Source organism: Streptomyces sp. NPDC054883 (assembly GCF_053610645.1).
The window spans coordinates 34,914-49,459 of the sequence record NZ_JBSGYT010000059.1 but is presented as its reverse complement, the minus strand read 5'-3'; the positions used below and the strand labels follow the sequence as shown (position 1 = coordinate 49,459).

Sequence of the window (14,546 nt, the reverse complement as noted above, 5' to 3'; positions counted from 1 at the left end):
GTCCTGCGCTTCGCTCCGGACTGGTTCGGGGTTCCGCTTCGCTACACCCCGAACGGCCCGCTCGGCAGGCCTGGGTGACCCCGTTTCACGGGGTCCGGGCCTTCGGCCCGTTGGGCGGGTCGCTCCGCTCCCCGCCCTGGGGTCCTTCCGGCTCCGCCTCCAGGACAAGCCCGCTCCGCGGGCGGCCGGTTACAGGGGCGGGGCTGTCCTCGGTCGGGATTGCCTGCCGGCCGTGTTGCTCGGGGTCATCCTGCCCTGAACTTCGGCCTGCTCCAGGGAAAGCTCTCGGGGAAGACTTCGATCTTCGTTGTGCCTGACAGGACACCGACCAGGAAGGCCACGATCCCGCCGTCGAACCTGTCCCATTCAGGGCCACGCGCCTCGCTCACCACAAGCGGCCAACGGTCGGGCTCCTCCAGGGGGTCCCGGAGCCAGAAGACCCAGTTGCCGTTGTCCGTCCCGCAGACCGGGACCATCAGGTTCCGGTCCCCCGGGAGTTCATTGCCGTGACGCTCCAGGACGCGGAGTGTGAGCTGGGTGGTCTCGATTTGCGAACGGAGATCGAGAGTGGGGAGCGGGGAGATGGGGCTGATGACGGTAAGGAACTCGCCGAACAGACCGGGCGGATAGACCTCGGACAGCTCCTTGTAGTCGGCGGGGAGCCCGAAGCCCAGGCTCTCTTCCAGTACAGCCCAGTCGACGGCTTCCCCTGCACGGCGACCCGGAGGGCACATCCGGATGAGTGAGTCCAGCAGTGCAGACACTTCAGCTCCGATCGCGTCAGCCACGCACGCCAGCAGGACGGCGCATCCGTGTCAGTGCCAGGCTCGTCTGGCACGAGTACAGTCTCCAGTATGCATCACGCCGGATGTGATGCGTGTAGCTGTGTAGGATCCCGAGGAAACTTCCACCCCTCCCCTGGCGGTGTTTTCGCCGCTCTGTTTTCCGTGGAGTTCCGTATGCAGAGGTCTGGTGACATCGTGCTGCGTCCTCATCAGGAGGAGGCGGTGGAGGCGATTGTCCGTGGGCTGGATATTCCTCCGGGGAAGCGGATCCCGGAGGCCGGTCTGCGGGCCACGGTGGTGGCGGCGTGCGGGACCGGGAAGACGTTCATCGCCGCCGCGGCGGCGCTTCGTCTGGCCCGGCAGGGACGGGTGTTGGTGCTCCTGCCGACTCTGGATCTGCTGACGCAGACGGCCCGGCAATGGAGGATCGCCGGACACACCGGACCCGCGGTGGCGGTGTGCTCGCTGGAAGACGACCCGACCCTGTGGAGCCTGGGGGTGCGCGCGACGACGTCGGCGCCGCAGCTCGGGCTTTGGCACGGCCGGGGCCCCGTCACCGTCTACGCCACCTACGCCTCCCTCCCGGTCCTGGCCGAAGCCCACGAGGGGGCGTACGGCTTGCCGATGGACGTCTTCGACCTGGTGGTCGTCGACGAGGCGCACCGGACTTCGGGATCGGCGGGGAAGGCGTGGGCGGACATCCACCACCAGGAGGTCATCCCGGCCATGCGCCGGCTGTACATGACGGCCACCCCCAGGATCTGGAAGGAATACCCTCCACGCTCGCCGGCGGAGCAGGAGCTGTACGAGGCGCAGGTCGAGGTCGTGGACGAGGAGACGGCGGGCCGGACCCGGCGGGTACGGGACCGGCTGCCGCGTGAGCTGGCCTGCTCGATGGACGACGAGAAGGTGTTCGGGCCCGTCGTCTACGAGCTGTCACTGGCGGCGGCCATCTCCCGGGGCCTTTTGGCGAAGTACCAGATCGTCGTCGCCGAGCTGACCGACCCCGTCGTCACACCGGACCGGCTCATCGGCGAGGAGCGGTACGAGGAGCCGCTGCGGGGACAGCGGCTCGCCGCGACGCAGACCGCGCTGCTGGAGACCATGGCCGCCTACAAACTGCAGACGACGATCACCTTCCACCACCGCACCATCGAGGCCGAAGCCTTCGCCGCCGGCCTCCCCCGCGTCGCGTCCCGGCTCCACGCCGTGGATCCGGCCCGGCACCCCGAGCGAGTGTGGGCGGGGTGGCTGTGCGGGGAACACGAGGGCGCGCACCGGCAGGCCGTCCTCGGCGACTTCGGGCGCAGGGCGGGGCGCGCCGTGCTCAGTAATTGTCGGGTTCTCGGTGAGGGAGTCGACATCAGGGCAACCGACTCGGTCGCCCTGATCGACCCGAAGGGATCGGCTGTGGACATCGTCCAGGCCATCGGACGGGCCCTGCGCCAACAGCCGGGACAGGGCAAAATGGCGACGCTCATCGTTCCGGTGTTCCTGGCCGAGGACGAGAAGCCGGAGGACATGCTTTCCTCGAATTCGTACCGCCCTCTGATTCGGGTACTGGAAGGTCTTCGGGCGCACGATGAAAAGGCTGTGGAAATGCTCGCCATTCCACAGGAACCCCGGAAACATGTCGTCGACCCGTCGCTCCCGGTCGGTCCGGCACCCGCCGAGGGCGAGCAGGAAGACCGGCTGCTGCTCCGGTTCGCAGCCCCACGCGACCCCGCACTGATCGCCAAGTGGATCAGCTACACCGTCATCAACACCGAGCGGCAGGACTGGCGCCGGGGCGTGGAGGCCGCGTACCGCTACCGGGAGCGGGAGAACCACCTGGAGGTGCCGTACGACCACACCGAGGGTGCTTACCCGCTCGGGCGCTGGCTCTCCGACCAGCGGCGCACGTACCGGGCCGGGCAGATGACCGGCGAGCGGGCCGCCGAGCTGGAAGAACTGGGGATCGTGTGGGACACCACCGACCAGGGGTTCGCCGAAAACCTCGCCGCCGCCCGCCACTACTTCGAGCTGCACGGGACCCTGGCCGCCCCACGGCACGCCACCGCCCTCGACCGGGCGCTCGGACAGTGGTTGACGAACATCCGACGCCCCGGCGGACTCGGGAAAGACACCCAACGCGCCCGCCGGCGAGCCGCCCAACTCGCCGCCATCGACCCCGACTGGAACCCCCGTGAACACGGGTGGACGGTCGACTGGCAACGCCACTACGCCTACCTCGCCCAGCTCCTCACAGACGGCGCCCGGCTCAACGACGTCGTACCCGGGATCACCCTGCACGGCGACGACGTCGGACGCTGGCTCACCACCCAACAACGCGACTGGGACCGGCTCAACCAGGAGCAGCAGCGAAGGCTCGGCAAGCTGGGCGTGAAGCCGCAGAAGGCCAGACGGGCAAGGAAGGCCCCCGCGAGGGCCGCCGTGGCATCCGGGCCGGGCACGGGCGGCGGGGCGTTCCAGAAAGGCCTGCAAGCCCTCACGCAGTACATCGCACGGGAAGGTCGCCTGCCGGGGCGCGGCGTCGTCCAGGCCCTGCCCGACGGGACCGAGCACCGCACCGGCATCTGGGTCATGAACCAGCAGCAGCGGCGTGACCGGCTCGACGCCGAACAACTCGCATCCCTCGCCGAACTCGGCATCCACTGGGCCCGGTAGGCACGGGGGCGTTGAACGCGGTCGCGCAGCCCTGGGAGCCGTAAATTTCGTCCGAGGACGGGGGGATTGCACCCCTGTGAGTAACCCACCGCGAGGGTGCGCCGAAAGGGGTTGTAAGCGCGTGCAGTCCCCACGTCCGGACCGGCCGGTGATGACGACGAGTGCTGGAGGCCGTGGGCTTGCGGACTTCCTTGACTGTGGGGTCAGCCGTTGGCCTGGTCCACAGCGGGCTTGATCTGCTTAGCCTGGTTGACCATGTCCTGCGTGATGGTGCCGCCTGCACCAGCACTGATAATGCCGTCCGTGAGGCTACCGATGACAGGAAGCTTCTGAAGAAGGTCGCCGTGGCTGTCGAGGATGCCCATAGCAGTTGTCCTTTCGCCGTTCTGGTATGTGCTCCCTCCTGCCCTACCCTGCCGGTCGTGCGGTCCGGCCCGTGGGGAGCCGAAACAACCCGTATGCAGCAGGCCCCAAACCCGGCGTCGTCGTCACAATGGCCGGTGATGTACCGCAGTCGGGTGTCGTCCCAGCGGTGGGCCCAGACAATGAGGGCATCGCGACCGTTGTCAGGGGCAGCCGCAGATCCAGGAGCCGCAGGGGTGAGTTGGACGCACACATCCCGCGGGGAATCCCTGCGTGAGCCCCCTATTGCGCCCTTTCGTGCGCCTGGCCAGATGGCGGGGCGGAGTGATCGTTTCCCCGGTGAACGGCGGCGGCTGTCCGGGTGAGGGCGGGTCCCGGCCCGTTCCGCTGTGTGGAGGGCGACCGGTACTCCATGGTCATCGCAGGGGGCAGCCCTGCCAGAGGAGATCGGGAGATCGCTCGTGCCAGAGCCGTACAGCAAGTTCGGTGACATTCTCATCGGCAGTATCAACTGTCTGCCGAGGGACTCGAAGAAGCCGCCCTTCAACGCACCTTCCACCATCGTGCACAAGTGGGCTTTTGAGGCCGTACGCAAAGGCAAGTTGAAGGAGCAGCGGGCCGGCTTCGACGTCGTTGCCACCCGCGCTGACATCGAGAAGACCCTCAAGCTGGAGGACGCCTACACCAGGCTGGCCGCGGAGACCAAGGGCCACTGGGCCGGCAAGGACTTCGACAAAAGCAACGTCAGCGTCGTCCACAACTCCATGCGGGACAATCCGGAGAAGTTGTCAGTGCAGGAGGCCGTTGAGTTTGGTTTGCTCTACGACCCGGACATGTTTGTGGCTGCCATCATGGTCGCGGACGCGGCGCGCAAGCAGCCGGTGGCGTTCGTGGGGGATTTGGTGGGGGTGGCACCGCACCTGACGGCGACGCTTCCCGAGGAGGGCGAAAAGACCATTGAGTACAGCGAGACGACGACGGTCTCGGTCTCGCAGAGCACCCAGGAAGGCTGGGAAGTCGGCCTCACCGCCGAGGCCGGCGTGAACTTCAAGGGCGGCGAGGTCAAGCGGTCCCTGTCGGTCAAGTGGGCCAAGACCACGACGAACACCACCGAGGTCACCAAGACCCACACGGAGACCAGCGGCATCACCATCCCGAAGAACGAATGGGCCAGGATGGACGTCAGGCTGTGCGCCGGCGTCTATGAGGGCTGGCTCGCCTTCCACAACCGCCGCACCGGCAAGATCGAGATGTATCCCGTCCGGGGGATCGTTCACGTTCCCGGCTTCGTCTCGCCCGTCGCCGTCTACCGGATGAGCGCCCCCTCCAACGCCTTCTCGGAGATCGAGCGCGCTCTGATCAGCGAATACAGCCGAGTGGGCACCGCACTGGAACAGGCCGCCGTGGACGTGCACAGCGACGGCCAGTACAGCGCCCTGGCCGTGGAACACGCACGCCTGGAAGCAGCCGTCAGCGCCATGTTCCCCGCCTGACCCCACGACACTCCGCATTTGCCCGCCACACTCGCCGAATCGCCTGACCGGGTCGGGCGCCGTTCCAGAATCCTGGAACGGCCGACACCCGGTTCAGGTGCGCGGGTAGTCGTGGCCCGGCGGCGGGTACTCCCGGCCGGGGAGCTCGGTTCCCGCCGTCACCGCGTACGCCCCGCGCCCCTGGCCGGTGCGGCCTGCTGCCGGCGGGCGGGAACGGCGGCTTCCGTCGGGGCCTGCTGTCCGGGGGCCGCGGCGGCGGGCGTGGTGGTGGAACGGGAACGGGCAGCCGCCGGGGAGACGCGGACCCGGGACGCGGGCGTGGCCGGCGCCGAGGGCGGTGTCGTCAGGGAGTGCAGGGTCGCGTCCACCAGCCGCCCGACCGTGGTGGAGGACGGGCCGTCCTTCCAGGAGGTGTCGGCCTGGAGGCGGCCCAGGTGCGCGCCGAGGAGTGCGGAGCCGCCGTATTCGCGGATCTGATCCATGCGGTGGGCCAGCAGGGGCCACTGGCGGGAGCCCACAAACAGGTTGCGTCTGGGGCAGCGCAGCGGACCGAATCGCCGGTGAACGCGCCCGAAGGGCGCCCGGCGATTCGCCCGCAGGGCCCGCCAGGGCCCGTAGGGCGGCGGGCGGGCGTCGTGTGGCACCCCGGGCCACGCCCCAGAAGCAAAAGGCCTGGAACGGTCCCTTCAGACCCTGCTGCGCCCCATCCCGCCGCGCCCCGGACTCACCGCTCCCGCGGACAGATCACCTGCCCCGTCCAGGAGCCGCTAGGCCTGCGGCGGTTCACCACCAGGCGCTGACGCCGCCTTCCAGGTCTGCCATGTTCGCGGGCTCGCGGTCGTAGTCGTCCAGGCGGTCGCACGTGCAGATCCCGCCGTCGTGGATGTGGTGCGATCTCCCGTGTTCTTGTCAGTACGCGACCTGCACGTGTACCGCCCCATGACAGCGACAACCGCCCCGAACACCACCCCCGCGTCAGTGACGAGCACGCCCCCCGGTCACACAACCGGCAGGGACACACCTGACTGACGACCCGTCACTGCCACCATCCCACTGACGCCAAACCGGCACATCGCAGCTGCGGTTCGGCGCCCACCGCGACCCGGTTAGGAATGGGCAAACCCATGACAGCCACCCGCCCTGCTGCTACGCGGCTCATGGCAGCAGCCTGGTCACCCCATGGCAGCCAAGATCCGCTGCCGGTACACGGACAGCACCAGATGAAAACCCAGGACAAGCCCAGGGCCAACACGCCAGGATGCAGAAATGAAGAAATGCCTGTTCTGTAGCCGGTCAGCGCCCGAAGTCAAGATGACCGGTGAACACGTCCTCCGGCGTGAACTCATCAACCAAGTCCTTTGGGGAGCACCAAAGTCACGAACTGAAACAGTCACCCGTTCCTACCCCGACGGAATCCACGTAGCCATGTCTCGCGAGATTCCCCAGTCCATCCTCAATCAGACGCTCAAGGATGTGTGCGGCAACTGCAACAGCGGCTGGATGAACGACCTGGAGAACCGCGCAGAGAAGACTCTGGTTCCCCTCCTCCGCGGCCAGCACACGCACGTCAGTGCAGCCGACGCCGAGGTCCTCGCCACCTGGGCGGCGAAGACGGCCATGGTCAGAGCACGCGTCGACGGAGATCCCTATACGGTCCCCGAAGACCACCGCACCCACATCATGACCACCAACACACCACCAGCGAACCTCACCGTCTGGGCAGTCACCTGCGAACCGCACCCGAACGCCATGTCCCGCCACCGCAGAATCGCCCTAGATATCGCCGAGCCCATCACGGAGACAGATCCAGAAGGCGACACCTGGGTCATCGGAGTGGAAGATCGCCAGTCAAAAGGCCACATCACCACGATCGTCATCAACCACATTGCGCTCTTCATCGTCGAAGCCGATTCACCGAAGCTGCACACAGAACTCGTCATGAAACTCGACCCCACCAGTACCGCCCCTACCAGACTCTGGCCCGAGCCCCAAAAATTCGACTGGCCAACCGCACCAATCCTCACACCCAACGAGATAGACGCCACCAGCGGAGGAACACACTCGCTCCCCAGCGCGATCACCCGCTGACAACCAACCGCTGCCACCACCCCACCTACTCACAGGCGAGTCGCCCGATGGATCACTTGCCCGTGGAGGGAGCGAGGGGGTTGTCGGAGAGCCTCGCGGGCAGCCAAAGGGCGTGATCGCCCAAACAGTCATGCCTGAGTCTGACCGACCTTCAGCAGGGATCTGCCGTGTGGGTCCGCTGAGCAGAGAGACGACTGGTCCTTGATGTGCCGGCTCGCTGCCCGCCACGGCCAGGAACCCAGCTGGCTACTCGGGCACTGGCGGTGGAAGAACCACCAGCCTCGACATCCTGGTGGCGCGCTTCGCGCGGACGCGGAAGTCCTGCTCAGTCCGGTAGGCCGGGCTGTGGTGGCAGGATTGTGCGGGGTCGACGAGGAGACGCTCAGGCATGCGCTGCCGTCCTGGGGCAAGGATGAGGACGGGTTCTCCGCACAGGAGGAGACAGACGCCCCACACGCCCTCTGGCGCGCCGGCGGGGCTGTCATAGGGCCGGTGGCGTTCGGCTGCCGACCAGGTACGGCACGGCGCACCGGGCAGCCGGTTCGCGCGGTTCGCTACGCCGAACGCTGCGAGCGCACGCGGCACGGCCACTGGACGCTGACGCCGACCAGCAGCTGGAGGACCTCGACCTGCGGAGGGTCTCGGAAGTCGTCGGGGCGCAACAGCGGTGGGGTGGGGTGTCCCGCCGGGCGCGCCGGGCCGGAGTGGAGCCGGCGGAGGTGTTCAGTATGGCGCGGGCGGTCGTGTGCCGGTGGTGGGAACACTCCCTTCACCGCGAGCCATGGCTGGTGTTCCTCCGGGTGGGGGGTGCGGGTACCGCTGCCTGGGCGGGCGGCGCTCCATGGCCCACAGGACCGTACGGGCGGTGTCCACTCTCCACGCCCCGCGGGGGCCGCGGCTGTCCAGTGCTGCCCGCTCTCGTCCACATCCGGGGACGCCGGGCGCGTGACGCCGGTGCCCGGTACGGGAGTCGGTGTCGTACGGTCCGTACCGGGCATCGGGCTCGCGGGCGCCCTTCGGTCAGCGCAGGCGGGTGACCCGGGTCGTGAAGGAGGGCTCGGCCAGCTGGGTTCCGAGCGCCACGGGGACGTGCTTCGCGCCCTCCCCGGTACCGACCGTCAGGACGCCGACCTCAGTTCCCGCCTTCGCGGCGTGCGGGGTCCCGGACACGCCCGGCCGCAGGACCAGCTGCAGCTGCTGGCCCGGTACGCCGATCACGTTCAGGTCCTTCGTGGCCACCAGCGGGGTACGGCCGCCGAGGCCGTCGTCCACGTGGCCGACCGTCTGGCCCTTGCGGACGACCGGCGCCGAGTCGAGCGCCTGCCGCACCGACTCGATGATCTTCTCGCTGTTGGCCAGGACGAGCTTCAGGCTGTTCTCCCCGTTGTGGTCCGGGCCGTCCGCGTGCTGGTCCATGAGCGTGCCGAGGATCAGCGGGGTCTCGTCGCCGACCGACTTGTACGCCGCCCACACCAGCGTGCCGCCCGCGGGGGTGCTCGACCCGGTCTTGATGCCGCTGACGCTGAGGCCGTCGACCGAGAGCAGGGTGTTGTTGTTGGGGAACGGCTTGGACAGCCCCTTGATCTCGGCGCTCGGCAGGGCGACCACGGCGCGGAACGCCTCGTCCTTCATCACGGCCTCGGCCAGCTTCAGCTGGTCGGCGGCGGTGCTGACGGTTCCGGCGTCCAGACCGCTGGGGTCGGTGTACGTGGTGTTCTGCATGCCGAGTTCCCGGGCGGCGGCGTTCATCTTCCCGACGAACGCCGCCTCGGAATCGGTGCCGGTGTCCCAGCGCGCCAGCAGCCGGGCCACGTTGTTGGCCGACTTGATCATGAGCATCTTCAGCATGTCCTGCTGGCTGAACTTCGCCCCGGCGACGAAGCCCTCAATCCGGGACTCGTTCTCGGAGGTGCCGTCCGCGACGGCCTTCGCGTCGACCTCGATCTGGGGGCCTGCCTCGGTCTTGCGGAGCGGGTGGTTCTTGAGGATGACGTAGGCCGTCATGACCTTGGCGACGCTGGCGGTGGGGACGGGCTTCTGCTCGCCGAAGGCACCGATGTCGCCGGAGCCGGGGACGCGTACGGCACCCTGGCCCTTGGCGGGCCACGGTACGGAGAACTGTCCGTCGAGGGTGTGCGTCTGCTCGGCTGCGACGATCCGGGGGGCGGGCAGCGGGCGCAGCAGCTGCCCGCCGATGGCGGCGCCGGCGAGGAGCAGGAGTATCGGGGTCCAGATCTTCACGCGCCGGACGACGGTGCGGCGCGGGGTCTCGGGCGAAGGCGGGTTGTTGGTGAGCTCGGCCAGCAGATCCAGCGGGGGTCGCGGCGGGACCGGCACCTCGCGGGTGCGCTCGACGACGGGGTGCGGCGCGGGCCCCTCCGGGGCGGGGGCGGCGGGTGTCGCGGCCGGGTCCGCGGTCCCCGCCGACGTACGGGCAGGCCCCCCGGGCCGAGCCGAAGCCCGGCCGGTCCCCGGGCCCGCAGCCGGGCCCGGGGCGGGGGTCGGGGTCCGCCCCGGGGCCGTGCCTGGAGTCGGGGTCCGGATCTCGGGCGGGGTGGTGGGCGTGGCCGAGGTCCGGCCCGGGGTGCGGTTCGGCGGTACGACGCGTGGCCGAGGCGCCTTCTCCGTCGGGGCGCCGAGGTCCTTCAGGGCCACGAACTGGCTGGTCCGCTCGGCGTCGGCCTCGTCGTCCCGAGCAAGCCGGTCTTCCCGGCCCGCATCGTCGTCCGGACCGGCTGCCTCTGCGGACTCCTCGGCCGCCTCGTCATGCTCGTCGACTGCGCCATCCGCGCCGACCGCAGGCTCGGGCGCGGCAAGGCGTACGTCCCCGCCGCCAACCTCAGCCTCGGGCGCGCCCCCGCCGCCGGCTACCGCGTCGGACTTGGTCACGTCCCCGTCCGCGGCCGCGGCCCGGGGGTCAGATACATTCCCACTGGTGCCCTCGGCACGGGCCTCGGATGCAGGCCCGCCAGCCGCAGGTTCGGACGCGGGTGCATCCCCGTCCGAGGCCGCCGCCCTCTTGGTCTCGGGTACGGCCTCGCCGATGGCTGCCGCGGAAGGGGCGGATGCTGCCCCGTCGTTGGCCTCGGCACCGGACGCCGGTACGTCCCCCTCCGCGGCCGCCGTCCTGGGTACGGCCCCGCCCGTAGCAATCACGTCGGGCTGTGCCGCCGCAGCCACGGGCGCGGTCTCGCCGGCCTCCGTCTCGGCTTCTGACCTCGCCGCCGATTCGGCCAGAGCTCCGTCAACGGACCCGATCTCCGTGGCGACCTCGAGCCCGGTCCCGGCCTCCGTCTCGGCGTCCGTGGAGGCCTCCGACTCGGCTTCTGCCGTCGCCAGGGTTGCGCACGGCGTGCCCTCCGCGAGTACGGTGTCGGGTGCGTCAGCCTCAGCCACGGGTTCGCCCCGCGAGCCCTCGTGGGGCTCGGCGTCCCGAGCGTCGTCAGCCTCCGCCTCGTCATTCGTCCGAGCGGCCGCTTCCAGCCCAGCCTGCACTGCGGGTTCATCCCACGAGCCCTCGTCGGGCTCCGTGTCCCGAGCGTCGTCAGCCTCCGGCTCAGCCTCTGCATTCCCCGCCGGTTCGGCGGCTGCGGCCTCGGCGGACCCGGTCTCGGCGGCTCCCTCGACCTCGGCCTCCGCTTCCGCCTCGGCGTCCGACTCGGCTTCTGCCGTCACCACAGGTGCGCCCGGCGTGCCCTCCGCGAGCCTGTTCTTCCGCACGGCATCAACCTCGGCGTCTTGGTCCGCCTCCACCTCCGCCACAGTCCCGCCCCGCTTGCCCTCCGCGAGTGCGGTCTCGGGCGCGTCCGCCTCAGCCACGGGTTCACCCCGCGAGCCCTCCTTGGGCTCGGCGTCCCGGGCATCGTCAGCCTCCGGCTCAGCCTCTACCTTCGCCACCGGTCCGGCGGACGCGACCTCGGCGGACTCCGTCTCGGCGGCCGACTCGGCTTCTGCCGTCGCCATGGGTGCGCCGTGGGGGCCCTCCGCGAGCGCGTTTTCCCGGGCGTCGTCAGCCGACGCCTTATCCGGGTCCGTCCTCGTAGTGGAGTCCGACGTGGGCCGGGGGGTGTCGCCCGGGGGTTCGGGAGGCGTGTTCTGCGTTCCCGAGAGCTCGGTCCCTTCCGTCTCCGTAGACTTCGGAGTGTCCGGGGAACCGCCCGCCACCGCTACCGCCTTCATCCCTGCCCCGCCTTGCCACTCACCCCCGGCCAACCCGGCCGGTTCTTGCCGATTCCGTCAGGCGGGGCCCCGCAGAGCCCCGCTGACCGGCTAGATGTACGAGGTTCCCGGTTCGTTCCCGCGACCCGATCCTGTGACAGTCCGGTCATACTCCGGCCGGGCCGAACGGGCCCGTCCGGTTCAGACCGACGGTGGAGTGCGGCCGGTCGCGGGCATGCCGCCGTCCCGGGCGTGGTCGGCGAGGGCCTCGTGGGTCAGGTGCAGCCCGGCGCGCGGGACGTCGTCGTGCCGGGCGGGGTGGGCCTCGCGGTGGGCGAGGTCGAGGGCGCGGGCCTGGTCGAGGTCCGCCGTGAACTCCTCGTCCCGCAGGGCGGCGTCGAGGGCGGAGGCGGTCGCCCGGACGAGCGGCGCGAGGGCGCGCAGGGCGGTGTCGGGGGCGCCGAACGCACCGGATCCGCCAGGCAGGCCGGATGCACCGGATCCGGATGAGCCGGACACGCCGGATGCGTGACACTGAGCGTTTTCAGCGTTGCCTCTCCAGGGTGAGGACGGCGGCGGCGATGGGGGTCATCCGGTTGGGACTGCAGCGGGCCCGGCGGAAGATGCGCCAGGATTTCAGTCGCGCGACACTTCGTTCGACGGGTGCTCGTGCCCTGACAGGGCCCGGTTGATCGTCCGCTGGGTCGCGGTGAGGTCCTGGTGTGGAAGGCGTCTGATCGGTGTGGTGACCCAGGAGCCGGCCCCGATGTAGGCGCGGTCGGCGAGGACGGGGACGCCTTGGCGTTCGCAGATCCGGATGATGCGGTGGGTGCGGGCTGCGGTCAGGTCGTGGGTGCGGCCGGGCAGTGCGGGCGAGATCCACAGCAGCTTGCCCGTGGGATCGGTGACGACCTGCAGGTTCACGCCGTGGCGGCGGTGCTTTTGGGGGAAGCCGGCCCGGCTGTCGCCGACCCGGTCGCACTCGGCGAGTGTTCCGTCGAGCAGGACGTGGCCGGGATCGGCTTCCCGCAGGACCCGCAGTAGGCCGGGCGCCCGGCAGCGGCGGTCACCCTCACGGGTGACGATGAGCATGGTTACCCAGGTCGAGTGAGGCAGGATAGGTAACCAACGAGGCTCCTGCGCTGATGAGTTGAGACGTCGAACACCTCTCTCAACGGCACAGGAGCTTCGTGCGTTGCGGGACGCCGGCCGGTCACCCGATCAGTGGCCACTCTGAAAGAGCTCAGTGTTCCTGCTGCCGGGCAACAGACGTTCTCGAAACGCGGCTACAAAGCCAACCCAGCGAAGTTGCGGCGCCTCGGGGACCTCGTTGAGGTCGAGGTCCAGTTCCTCGTGGAGTTCTCGGGCGAGTGCTGCCGGGATCTCCTCCATGTCGTTGACGAGGCCGCCGGGTACGGAGTACTGGTCTCCGGCAGAGCGGCGACGGTGGATGAGACACATCTGGCGGCCGTCGAGGATGACCGCGCTGGTGCGTACGGGCACGGCGGGCGTGCCCGTACGGGTCTCAGCCTGCACGCTCACGCCAGGGTGATGCCGCGAGCGACTGCGGCCGCGTTGTTCGCTGCCAGCCACCCGGCGGTGTTGCCGGTGTCCCAGCACGTCCCGACGTGGACGCGGCCCGGCGGTCGGCCGGCGCCGATCTCGCGCTCGACCAGCCACGCCGCCGGTGGCCGTCGCCGTGCTGCGGCGGCCTCGGCCTTTCGGCCGCGTTCACTGCGCACGAGCCCTCCGGTGATCACTGAGCGAAGAGAACTCCACGCGCGTGCCCGCCTTCACGGCCGGGATGACATCCCACGGCAGCCAGCACCATGCGCCGGTTTACGCGCGGGCGCCTGGCTCATGGCCCCTCGGCTGACGATCAGCACGGCGGCATCCCCGGATGAGGCCCACCGCCACGACCATCAGCACGATCACGAGCAGATCGGGCCCGTAGGAGACCTCTATGGACCCCGTGGCGCCCGGGTGTGGGCGCACCTCGATGGAGCCTTCCGGGACGATCTCCGCCAGCATCCGGTGCACCCAAGCCAGGACTGCCCCACCGGCCACGCCTACTGCCAGCAGAGCCCCGGCGCTCATACCCGACCGGCGACCAGCACGCCAACAGCCCCGCACCGTATCCAGCGCCCCAATGACCAACGCAATCGCGAGCGCACCGGACGCGGCCATCCAGGCCCCGGCAGCAACCGCGCCCAGCGCCGAAGTGGCGAAACCCCTAGGCCCCCGCCCCGTCAACGCCGTCACGGACCCCTCCGGCGGGGCCATGCCCCATGCCAGCAGCCAGCTCACTCCGCCCAGGACCGCCAGAGCGGCCGCGCCCCACGTCCACAGCATCCCGGCGCCTCGGCACCCGCTTCGCATCCCCACCGGTTCCCCCCAGACTGCCTCGCTGCGGACGTCAACCTACCAATCGGTAAGACGTCCATCTGCGGAGAGGCCAGACTGGGAGGCGGTGGGTGACCGCGGACCTCTACCTTGCCGCCACGCTCGTCACGCTCCGTATGCTCATCCGCCGCGCGACCAGCCGCTACCGCTGGGACACTCGCCCCACGACCCGACGCCTCAAATGATCCATTTGCCGGTCGCTCTCAGTTGCCGATACCCGCGCTGCCGACTCCGGCGTTGCCGATTCCAGCGCTACCGATCCCGGAGTTGGCGATGCCGGCGTTGCCCAGTCCCCCGTTCGCCTCACCGGCATTGCCCACACCCCAGTTGCCGATACCGGCATTGCCTACGCCGGAGTTACCGATACCCGAATTGCCGACACCCCCGTCGGCGCTTGCCACGGCGGCGCCGCCGAGGGTCATGACTGCGGCGGCACCGACGACAGCCGCCATGCGGAGAAGATGAGCACGCATCACTACATACCTCCTGTTTTCCGACGATTTCTTTACATCTCTAACATGCTGATCCCTCAAAGGCCGGACACAATCAACCGCACACACCCAAGTGGCTCACGGCAGGCGTCCGTGGG

11 protein-coding genes and 2 pseudogenes are annotated in these 14,546 nt (G+C 69.6%); 4 read left to right on the top strand and 9 right to left on the bottom strand.

Annotated features, from left to right (window positions below):
- Positions 1-245 precede the first annotated feature (245 nt).
- Positions 246-788 (bottom strand): hypothetical protein, encoded by a 543-nt coding sequence (locus ACWGH1_RS31140; RefSeq protein WP_453353157.1) that lies wholly within the window; start codon positions 786-788, stop codon positions 246-248.
- A 171-nt stretch (positions 789-959) separates the two neighbouring features.
- Here ACWGH1_RS31140 and ACWGH1_RS31135 point away from each other — a divergent pair, with 171 nt between their 5' ends.
- Entirely contained in the window at positions 960-3,452 is a 2,493-nt protein-coding gene (locus tag ACWGH1_RS31135; RefSeq protein ID WP_453409210.1) for a Helicase associated domain protein, read from the top strand.
- A gap of 203 nt (positions 3,453-3,655) precedes the next feature.
- Here ACWGH1_RS31135 and ACWGH1_RS31130 read toward each other — a convergent pair whose 3' ends face one another.
- Positions 3,656-3,817: a hypothetical protein gene (locus ACWGH1_RS31130; RefSeq protein WP_453357135.1), complete on the bottom strand. Its 162-nt coding sequence runs from the start codon at positions 3,815-3,817 to the stop codon at positions 3,656-3,658.
- A 459-nt stretch (positions 3,818-4,276) separates the two neighbouring features.
- Here ACWGH1_RS31130 and ACWGH1_RS31125 point away from each other — a divergent pair, with 459 nt between their 5' ends.
- On the top strand, positions 4,277-5,308 hold the full coding sequence (locus ACWGH1_RS31125; protein WP_453357136.1) for an ETX/MTX2 family pore-forming toxin: 1,032 nt from the start codon (positions 4,277-4,279) through the stop codon (positions 5,306-5,308).
- A gap of 158 nt (positions 5,309-5,466) precedes the next feature.
- Here ACWGH1_RS31125 and ACWGH1_RS31120 read toward each other — a convergent pair whose 3' ends face one another.
- Positions 5,467-5,790: a hypothetical protein gene (locus ACWGH1_RS31120; protein WP_453409209.1), complete on the bottom strand. Its 324-nt coding sequence runs from the start codon at positions 5,788-5,790 to the stop codon at positions 5,467-5,469.
- A gap of 784 nt (positions 5,791-6,574) precedes the next feature.
- Between ACWGH1_RS31120 and ACWGH1_RS31115 the strand changes: the two genes are divergently transcribed.
- Positions 6,575-7,396 (top strand): hypothetical protein, encoded by an 822-nt coding sequence (locus tag ACWGH1_RS31115; protein WP_453356597.1) that lies wholly within the window; start codon positions 6,575-6,577, stop codon positions 7,394-7,396.
- 1,020 nt (positions 7,397-8,416) lie between these two features.
- Here ACWGH1_RS31115 and ACWGH1_RS31110 read toward each other — a convergent pair.
- The 5 genes and pseudogenes from ACWGH1_RS31110 to ACWGH1_RS31090 all read right to left on the bottom strand — a co-directional run bounded on the left by ACWGH1_RS31110 (position 8,417) and on the right by ACWGH1_RS31090 (position 13,296).
- Entirely contained in the window at positions 8,417-10,285 is a 1,869-nt protein-coding gene (locus ACWGH1_RS31110) for a D-alanyl-D-alanine carboxypeptidase family protein (RefSeq protein WP_453409208.1), read from the bottom strand.
- A gap of 1,470 nt (positions 10,286-11,755) precedes the next feature.
- Positions 11,756-12,073: a hypothetical protein gene (locus ACWGH1_RS31105; protein WP_453356002.1), complete on the bottom strand. Its 318-nt coding sequence runs from the start codon at positions 12,071-12,073 to the stop codon at positions 11,756-11,758.
- Between the two features lie 25 nt (positions 12,074-12,098).
- Positions 12,099-12,646: pseudogene (locus ACWGH1_RS31100) on the bottom strand (transposase family protein).
- A 129-nt stretch (positions 12,647-12,775) separates the two neighbouring features.
- Positions 12,776-13,096 carry an NUDIX hydrolase gene (locus ACWGH1_RS31095; protein ID WP_453356003.1) on the bottom strand — a complete coding sequence of 107 codons (321 nt, stop codon included), beginning with the start codon at positions 13,094-13,096 and terminating at the stop codon, positions 12,776-12,778.
- Complete coding sequence (locus ACWGH1_RS31090) at positions 13,093-13,296, bottom strand: DUF6233 domain-containing protein (protein WP_453356004.1); 204 nt, start codon at positions 13,294-13,296, stop codon at positions 13,093-13,095. Before ACWGH1_RS31090 ends, ACWGH1_RS31095 begins: the two co-directional genes overlap by 4 nt.
- 744 nt (positions 13,297-14,040) lie before the next feature.
- Here ACWGH1_RS31090 and ACWGH1_RS31085 point away from each other — a divergent pair.
- Positions 14,041-14,142: pseudogene (locus tag ACWGH1_RS31085) on the top strand (IS5/IS1182 family transposase); the annotation flags it as partial.
- An 18-nt stretch (positions 14,143-14,160) separates the two neighbouring features.
- Here the strand turns inward: ACWGH1_RS31085 and ACWGH1_RS31080 are convergent.
- Positions 14,161-14,409: a hypothetical protein gene (locus ACWGH1_RS31080; RefSeq protein ID WP_453356005.1), complete on the bottom strand. Its 249-nt coding sequence runs from the start codon at positions 14,407-14,409 to the stop codon at positions 14,161-14,163.
- Positions 14,410-14,546: the final 137 nt, after the last annotated feature.